Consider the following 8,387-nt stretch of genomic DNA (forward strand, 5'->3'; position numbering starts at 1 on the left):
CAGCAAGTCTGGCGCCCTTTGTAGAAATCTCAATATTCTCGGCCAGCAGCAGATTTGGGGTCGATCGAACTTGATGCGAGTTTTGAAAACTTGTTTACGAATTTGGTAATTGCGTCTTTGCGGCCGTTGAGGCAAATTGCGACAGAATCTGAAAGCCCGATCGAACAATTAACAGTTAAGCAGGTCGTCGCGTGGTTTGTGAAGGACGGGAAGATTCGCAGAGAACAGGGTGTCGAGGCGGCTTTTTTGGATTTGTGAGTTAAAGGTCGATCGGCCACAGTCCCAAATAATACATCAAACTCGGCTATTGGGGGCGGTTTCGGGCGATCGAAAAAAAGTTTTGACCAAGGGGTTGACAGACAGGGGAAAACTTGATAAGGTAATTAAGTCGAGCGAAAGAGATGCAGCGCATCAAACTGAACGCAGACACAGGATTAAAAGTTTTCAAAGCTTTCCTGGTGCTTATGATGTAATGGAACCACTCCGATCCATCCCGAACTCGGTTGTTAAACGTTGCTATGGCGAAGATACTCGGCGGGTCACTGCCCGGTAAAATAGCTCAGTGCCAGGTTAATCATAAATTAAAGCTCTTTTCCCGCAACAACGGAAAAGGGCTTTAGTTTTTTGGGGAGTTACAGATGTTTATAATATGACAAGTGCCTAAGTCCAGAGCTTGTTGCGTATTTGAAGACGAGTACGAATTATCCCAGGCCATCATTAAAGGAGTTAATGCTAGAGCCACATCAGGCTATTACCACGTCGAACCTTTTATATTTAATGAGGTTGACTTACTTAATCTCCATTTCAAGGTAGTATATGGGTAATAAAAAACTATGGACTTGGGCAGATTTATGTTTCAAAGCATTACTTCTCAAATAAATGGTTCTTCTTCCTTCTGGTCATATTTAGTAATTGTATTAGGCGTTACTAGCATAGCGTCCATACTGAGTTGGCGATGGTGGAAAGGAAAGGAAACGTATAAATCGCTACAATCACTCCCTTCGCCTCCCCAATATTGGGTGTTAGGAAATCTGCCACAAATATTAGTAGCAGTAAAACAGAAGAAATTATTTCAGCTATTTTTTGATTGGAGCCAGCAGTTAGGCCCGATGTACGTCATTTGGAATGGCAGGACTCCATCTGTGATTTTAAGTAAACCAAAAGTAATCGAAGATACCATTATCAATGGGATGAGAGATGGTAGCTTAATTAGAGCCAAGCGATTACGCGAAGCATGGAACGATATCAGTGGCCCGATTATGATCGGAGAAACTGCAACGGAGTGGCAGTGGCGACGCAAGGCTTGGAATCCAGAATTTAGTTCGAGCAATCTCTCCAAATATCTGGAAATAATTAGCCAAGCTTGCGAACAAGTCATTGACACGCTCAAACAAGTTGCGCCCCCAAAAGAAGTGGAGGCAGATCCTCTGTTTGTGGAACTAACAATGAGGGTGATTTCCTCTCTTGTACTAGGTATTCCTGTAGATAGAAATAGTACCAGTCAGGAAGGCCCCCCCCTGGAAGTTAGCAAGGTGTACGAATCGATATCTGTTGTAGGTTATCGATTCCTGCGACAAGCTACAGGGGAGAAAATATGGATGAAATATTTGCCAACTCAGAATTCACGGGATTATTGGGCAGCAAGGCGATATTTAACGGAATTCCTTACTCCCCGCGTAGACTTAGCTTTACAGATGAGAGAACAAAATCCAACTGATTTCCCAGAAGTCAGTAGTTTGTTTAAGGAATCAATGTTAGTCAAAATCGCGGCTAAAGAACCAAAATACGATCGCGAAACCTTAATATCAGAATCCATTGAACTATTAATAGCTGGGACTGACACCACAGCCCATACTTTATCCTTTGCACTTGGAGAGTTGAGCTTAAATCAAAGAGTGTTTCAACAAGCACGGGACATCGTTGACCAAGCTTCTCAAAAACCAGGTGGGATTAACCTAGAAAACCTCAAAGAATTGGCTTATATTCGCGCCATTATCAAAGAAACACTGCGCCTTTATTCAGTTGCCTCCGGCTCAACTTCATTGGAGGCTCAACGGGATACTTTAATTGAGGGGACAGTAATTCCGCGTGGGACGAGAGTATCCTGGTCAATGCTTGCAGCCGGAAGAGATCCCGAAGTTTATGCTAACCCAGAGGAATTTCTGCCGGAACGTTGGCTAGACAAGAATAAGGAAACAAGTTCACTGCCAATGATAGACTTTGGCTCAGGGCCGCATCGTTGCTTAGGAGAGCATCTATCAATGCTGGAAGGAACAATGATGTTAGCATTATTGGTGCGCCACTTCGATTGGGAGTTAGTTAACGGTCGTTCTTCTCTCGAACAATTACAGCAAAACCTGTTAATTTATCCGTCAGATGGAATGCCAATACGCTTTCGAGGGAGAAACGGAGCCTAAACCTTTCAAACACCGCAATTTTTAGGAATATACAAGATAGCCCGATTAGCGCTTTTCTGTCTTTCTAAGCACAGGAAAATAGGTAATCAGGGGTAAAATTCGTTTGAGCAATAGGAATGGGAAAGAAATTAATCAAAGAAATCAGCCTAGGAAATCCCAAAGATAATTGCGGAATCGGAAACATCTTCAACCAGCTTTGGATGAGCTTGAAGTAGATACAGCATATTCCATTTATATGCGGTACACACAATTTTGTTGTAAGTAGCGATCGACTTCCTCGAACCATTTTGCCCAAGCTTTAGCAATATCGTCTGGGAGTTTAGGCTCAGCTATTCTATTTTGGTGCTTGTGCATCAAAAAGTCGAGGAAGTCGTTGATTTCTGGCAATAATGATTCTGGAAGTTGCTGCAATAAGGGCGATCGTAATATCAGGAATAGTCATAATAATTGCCCATTGCAGTCGTTTTTATTTGAATACAATCATAACAAGCGATCGCCCTTAATTTTAGCAGTCAATAGTGGGCGATCGCCACTGTTTATGCGCTAGCTTGATTTGCCCCTAATTCCAAACGCCAACGCTGCATGACTTCATCATCCAATAATGGCTGGCTAGAAATAAAGCCCTGGCTTGGTAATTCTCCTACAACAACACTTAATAGCTGTTCTTCTGGAGTTTCTTGATCAACTCGTAGTTGATCTAAAATGTTCACCCCCTGGTAGAGTTCGCTTTCTTCTTTCCCCCAAGGATGTAATTTTCCATTTATAGCTAAATGTACACCAATTCCCAACTCTCTAGCGTTATGTGAAATTTCACTTACTACAGTATGTAAAGTATGTAATTCAGAGTTGGATGAATTTTTGGTAATACTCAGTAAAACAATCTGTGCATTGACTAACTTAGCTACTTCTATTGTCTTTTCCAAAGACTCTTTAATTTGTTCAATATGCTGCTCTTCAATCTGGCTATAAGATTTTGACTCTGCTAATACCAAAGTATCTGCTTGTAAGCCAATGACATCAATTTCGGCAAAAGATGCTTTTTTGTACCGACGATGAATATTTCCTCCAAACTGAATCCAGCTATAAGGCATGAGTTGAGACAAAACAGCAGCGGTTATCAGTACAGCGTCACCTCCATTCCTCAAAAAGTGTGAAGCTAATTCATTCAGTTTATAGGTAAAGTGTATCTGATCCAGCGGTTCTGGAAGCTGAAAAGGCTCGGCACAGCCCACACATTCAATAAATTCTTGTACTCGTTCTATTGGATACCAGGTCGTAAGATTACAATGAGAGCAACTCAGATTATAACCACGACGAACTAAACCGACTGATAATAATACAGGTATGTGTTTTGAGACAAACTTCTTTTTAGCTGTTTGGTCATTAATTCCTATATTGTTAAGCCATGGATAAATATTACATATCTTGTACCCTCCCTGTTGAACTTGTCGATTATTGTCCTCTGTTCGACGTTCCAATGCTTTACAGATTCCTAATCCATTATCGTTGACAAAATCAATTGTTTTCCTAAAACCTCCAAAACGTTTAATAAACCCCTTAGCATAGCGGGTATGTTCATTAATTTCAATTTTTAAACCCGCATCCTTAAATCTTTGGGTAATTACCATTTCATCAGTAGGAATATAAAGGCAGCAGTCTTGTTTAGAGCTTACAGTTCCAGTAATTCCCTGACTACTCACTCTTGTTGATAGTCCTATGAACATATCCCTTCCATAGGGATTGTTATCTGCAAATTCGATTTGATGCTGGCTATTCGATAGAAAAACAGCAGATGATTTATTGATAGGTAGCAATAACCGCCTGCTGGATGCTAAACGAACTTCGGCTTCCCAGCCAAACAAGAATTCTGTATTTTGATGTCCTATTGGTACTGGAGGGCTAAAGCGAACCGAACCATCTTCAAATTTAATATAAGTTGTATTGATAGGACTCCCGGTGAAAGCTTGACCTCGGGAAAAAATTAAATGGAAATTTTGATAAATAATTTCTACTCTGAAATGGGGAACTATCAAAAAAGCTTGAGCTACCTGATGGGCTAAATTTTGTGCAGATTCAATGTCTGTATTAATAACAATTAATATTTCCTCAATTGAAGGCATTCCCTCCAAAATTATCTGAGCTAATTTATCAATATTATCTAGCACTTCTGATTTTGGCAAATAAAGCTTATTAGCCATTTCATCAGTGAAGGAACGAGTATTCCAATAAGCAGCAGCAATATCAATATCTTGGTCATCACCCAAAAAAATAGTTAGTAGGTTTGGACAATCCATTCGTTGTTGAATTGGATCGAGTGGTTGTATTTTGCTAAGTTTAATTTTTGTTAAACAAATAGGATTATAGTCTTTGGCAAGGAGCAAGCTATTTTTAATTAATTGTTCAAAATCTTGAGGTGCGTTTAAAAAATTAGCTGCCAGATGTTGTGTCAAAAAAGTTCTATATCGGTTCGATATTTTTCCCGATTGTATTGACAGCTCAAAATCATAAAAGTTGCAAGTATTTACACCCAAAACACGGCTATAATCTAGAGTATTATTATTATTATTAAATTCTCGAAATACATAAACAATATGAGATAAACTTGTAGGCTCCACACTTTGAGCAGGACAATTATGCAAAGGAATCGTTTCTTTTCCTTCAATATGCTGCTGAATTTGCTCTTTGTTAACAAAAACACACTTGACTGCTAGAGTTTTTTCTAGAATTGTATATATAGATTCCCCACTATTTGGGTAGGAGCTAAAAATAAAGTCAGGATTAATTGAGATAATTCTCTCTTTCAAGAACTCAATATCTTGACCATTTTCATGAATTGGTAGAATTGCGTTAGTTAATCCTCCCCAGATATGGGTGTAGAGCATGATTGCATTTTTAAATTCCTCTCGATTGCGAACTAAATAAACAAGGCGTAAGGGACGAGAGGTAAGCTTTAAAGTAACTTCTTTTTCAGATAAGTACATAGTTCGTATTTTTAGCAACAGCTTTCAGGAATTGCCTGAGTATGATAACATTACTTGATATAACAAAGAAAAAATGAAAGCCCTGTTGCCACATTGAATTGCTTTAGACTCTCTGTTGCACAATATATTCCTTCATATCCTCAAGCGGCTCATCAAAGTCATCAGGTAGCGGTAAAACAAACATTCCTTTCATTGTTCCGGCAACTCGACGCTTCTTTGTTGGCTTTTCTTGAGTTGAGTTTTTAGCCGGCTTTTCGATCAAAAACTCAATATAATGAAGCACTTCTGTCTGAAGAGACTCCGGGAGTTCTGCTAATTTTTCTAAAATGACTGGCTGTATCATGGTTTCTTCTCGCGATCGATACCCATCTACTCCATTAAAGCACCAACACCCAATGTCAGCAACAGAATACCCCATTATTTACAGTCCTGGACGCACTCCGACTCCTCGAAACCGGGTTTTTATCGAATCTGTGGGCTGCAACCAAGTATTTTCGTAAAAAACCCGGTTTCTGGGCCCCCATGCGTAAGTCCTAATGTAGTAGAATCGCCCCCGATCGCACTAACACCATCATAATTGTGCAACTTGCTTAAAATTACCCGATCGACTATTGTTCCTAGTAGATATGATCTTGATATAACAACCGACAAAAACATGACAGCAATATTACCGCCTTGGATAGTTTTAGACTCCCTATTGCACAACTGGCTACTAGAAGATATCGGTAGGGGCGATCGCACAACATCGGCCTTATTTCCCGCAAACAGCATCCAGGGTACTGCTAAATGGATTGTCAAAGAAGCTGGAGTCGTTGCGGGATTGCCAATTGCCGATCGCACATTTAAACTTTTAGACAGCAGCCTCAGTTTCATCCCCCAAGTACCGGAAGGGAAACTGTGCGAAAAAGGAGAAGTAATCGCCGAGATTTCCGGCAATTTCGATGCGCTGCTAACCGGAGAAAGAGTAGCATTAAACTTGGCAATGCGTTTGAGCGGCATCGCTACATTAACTCAGAAATATGTTGACAAAATTGCCGATTTGCCCGTGCAATTAGTGGATACGCGCAAGACAACGCCGGGATTGAGATTGTTGGAAAAATACGCAACTCAAGTCGGCGGTGCTTGCAATCACCGGATGGGATTAGATGACGCGGTGATGATTAAAGACAATCACATTGCCGCGGCTGGGGGAATTGCAGAGGCGATCGCCCTAATTCGCAATTCTATCCCCTATCCGCTGACAATCGAAGTCGAAACCGAAACTCTCGCTGAAGTGGAGACAGCTTTGCAGCACAAAGCCGATATTATTATGTTAGATAATATGTCCTGTGATTTGATGCGGCAGGCTGTGGCAATAATTCGCCAAAAGAGCGATCGGGTAAAAATTGAAGCTTCCGGCAATGTTACTTTAGAAACAATTAGAAGTGTTGCGGAAACCGGAGTAGATTATATTTCTACCAGTGCTCCGATTACGCGATCGACTTGGCTGGATTTGAGTATGAAAATTAATAGTAATACCCGCAGTCCGGCAGAGGTTTAAACCCCTGCCTCAAAGCTGAAGTCCTCTAAAAGAGGACTAAGAGACATCTCCAAAAAAGAACTTGAAACCCAAGTCAAGCCTAAGCTAAAATCTAATTTCGGGAGAAGTCTAATGAATTATTCAGTCCTCTTTTAGAGGACTTTCGCTATGAGCCAGGGGTTTAAACCCCTGGCGGTATTTGGGGTCGGATCGATATTTCGGCTGAAGTTGATACCAATGGGCAAGGCCGTGTCCGACCTTGCTGAGAGTCAACTGTCAACTATTGGTTAGTTATTACCAATAACCAATAACCAATAACCAATAACCACTAACCAATAACCAATAACCACTAACTACTAACAAATTACTACTTAGAGATAAAATGAACCCAAAAATTCCCGTCAGGTATACAGAGGCTGCGGATTAAGCGGTAAGTATAGTGCAAGTAAGCACCGCTGACACTTGTATCGTAGCCAGTTCGGAACCACTCGCCATAGGGATCGTGGACGAAGAATCCCTCGCTGTCGTAGCCTGATGCAACTATAATGTGACCGAAAGACGTGAAGTATCCGTGGATGACAGCGGGATTTCCGCTGGCTAGCCAATCTTGAACGTCATCAATAGTTGCATTCTCGGTAAAGAAATCTTGAGCGCCGTAATCTCTAACAATCTTTGCTAAATCGTAGGGGTCCCAGCGACTGTAACCTTTGGCGATCGCATATTCGTAAAGTTCGTCTTCATATTGCCCGGTTTGTTTGCGGCGTGGCACCTTCAAAAATTCCATACACATCGCTAATGAAGTTACATTGCAAGAACCTGTAGGATTGTTCAAGTTATCCATTTGCGATCGATAAGGAATGCCAAGCCTGACAGTTGGGGGATTCGGTTTGGGATAAAACAGAACGCTGTCTTGAGTAACTTGAGCGTGTGCTCCGAAAACATACCAAATTCCTGAACCTTTGAAAGACTCGTTGCGGAGAGCAACTCTGATGTGACCGCGAGCCGGAGCATAAGCGAGGATCTCAAACTCTTTTCCGGCTGGTATTACTTGTTTTTCCGAGTCCTGAAGTTGAGAAGACGCCAGCGGTTTTGATTTAAAAATGGTGTCTCTGAGCGTTTTCAGGATTAGGGGATGTGTGGGAATATCCTCTGGTTTGGTTTCGATCAGCTTTTTGGCTGTGACTGCTCCCAAAAAACCCGCTTCGCCGCACTTCATCAGAGTTTGAAATCGGTGGAGGGTGGCGGTAGAGAGAGGGCCAAAAATTCCGTCTACGGGAGGCTTCAGTAAACCCAGGTCAATGAGGCGGCTTTGAATTTGGCCACTGAGTTCGTCGTCTGCAGCGATTGCTTTGGCATCGTACCTAATGTTTGAGTTGAGAAAGTTTTGTAATTTCATGCTTGCGTCCGTGCCCCTGTCAATCGATTTTAGATTTTAGATTTTAGATTTTAGAATTACGATGCCGATCAATC

General features: G+C 41.4%; 7 protein-coding genes and 1 rRNA gene. 4 read left to right on the forward strand and 4 right to left on the reverse strand.

Translation table 11 applies throughout. The features are described 5' to 3' along the window. The first annotated feature begins 102 nt into the window (after positions 1–102). From QUA83_RS08425 to QUA83_RS08435, 3 genes are all read left to right on the forward strand, one after another. Positions 103–258 carry a hypothetical protein gene (locus QUA83_RS08425; RefSeq protein ID WP_333292531.1) on the forward strand — a complete coding sequence of 52 codons (156 nt, stop codon included), beginning with the start codon at positions 103–105 and terminating at the stop codon, positions 256–258. A 196-nt stretch (positions 259–454) separates the two neighbouring features. Continuing rightward, positions 455–571 (forward strand): 5S ribosomal RNA (rrf, locus tag QUA83_RS08430). A 280-nt stretch (positions 572–851) separates the two neighbouring features. Next, complete coding sequence (locus QUA83_RS08435) at positions 852–2,417, forward strand: cytochrome P450 (RefSeq protein WP_333292532.1); 1,566 nt, start codon at positions 852–854, stop codon at positions 2,415–2,417. Between the two features lie 231 nt (positions 2,418–2,648). Here the strand turns inward: QUA83_RS08435 and QUA83_RS08440 are convergent, their stop codons facing one another. The 3 genes from QUA83_RS08440 to vapB form a co-directional block, all read right to left on the reverse strand. Then, positions 2,649–2,828: a DUF2281 domain-containing protein gene (locus tag QUA83_RS08440; protein ID WP_333292533.1), complete on the reverse strand. Its 180-nt coding sequence runs from the start codon at positions 2,826–2,828 to the stop codon at positions 2,649–2,651. Positions 2,829–2,953: 125 nt separating this feature from the next. Beyond that, positions 2,954–5,398 (reverse strand): hypothetical protein, encoded by a 2,445-nt coding sequence (locus QUA83_RS08445; protein ID WP_333292534.1) that lies wholly within the window; start codon positions 5,396–5,398, stop codon positions 2,954–2,956. 103 nt (positions 5,399–5,501) lie between these two features. Further along, positions 5,502–5,816 (reverse strand): type II toxin-antitoxin system VapB family antitoxin, encoded by a 315-nt coding sequence (vapB, locus tag QUA83_RS08450; protein ID WP_333292535.1) that lies wholly within the window; start codon positions 5,814–5,816, stop codon positions 5,502–5,504. 237 nt (positions 5,817–6,053) lie between these two features. On the opposite strand from vapB, the gene nadC reads away from it, so the two are divergent. Beyond that, positions 6,054–6,938: a carboxylating nicotinate-nucleotide diphosphorylase gene (gene nadC / locus QUA83_RS08455; protein ID WP_333292536.1), complete on the forward strand. Its 885-nt coding sequence runs from the start codon at positions 6,054–6,056 to the stop codon at positions 6,936–6,938. 346 nt (positions 6,939–7,284) lie between these two features. Here the strand turns inward: nadC and QUA83_RS08460 are convergent, their stop codons facing one another. After that, on the reverse strand, positions 7,285–8,313 hold the full coding sequence (locus QUA83_RS08460; RefSeq protein ID WP_333292537.1) for a C39 family peptidase: 1,029 nt from the start codon (positions 8,311–8,313) through the stop codon (positions 7,285–7,287). Positions 8,314–8,387 lie beyond the last annotated feature (74 nt).

This window comes from Microcoleus sp. K1-B1 (assembly GCF_036704705.1).
GTDB lineage: Bacteria > Cyanobacteriota > Cyanobacteriia > Cyanobacteriales > Microcoleaceae > Microcoleus.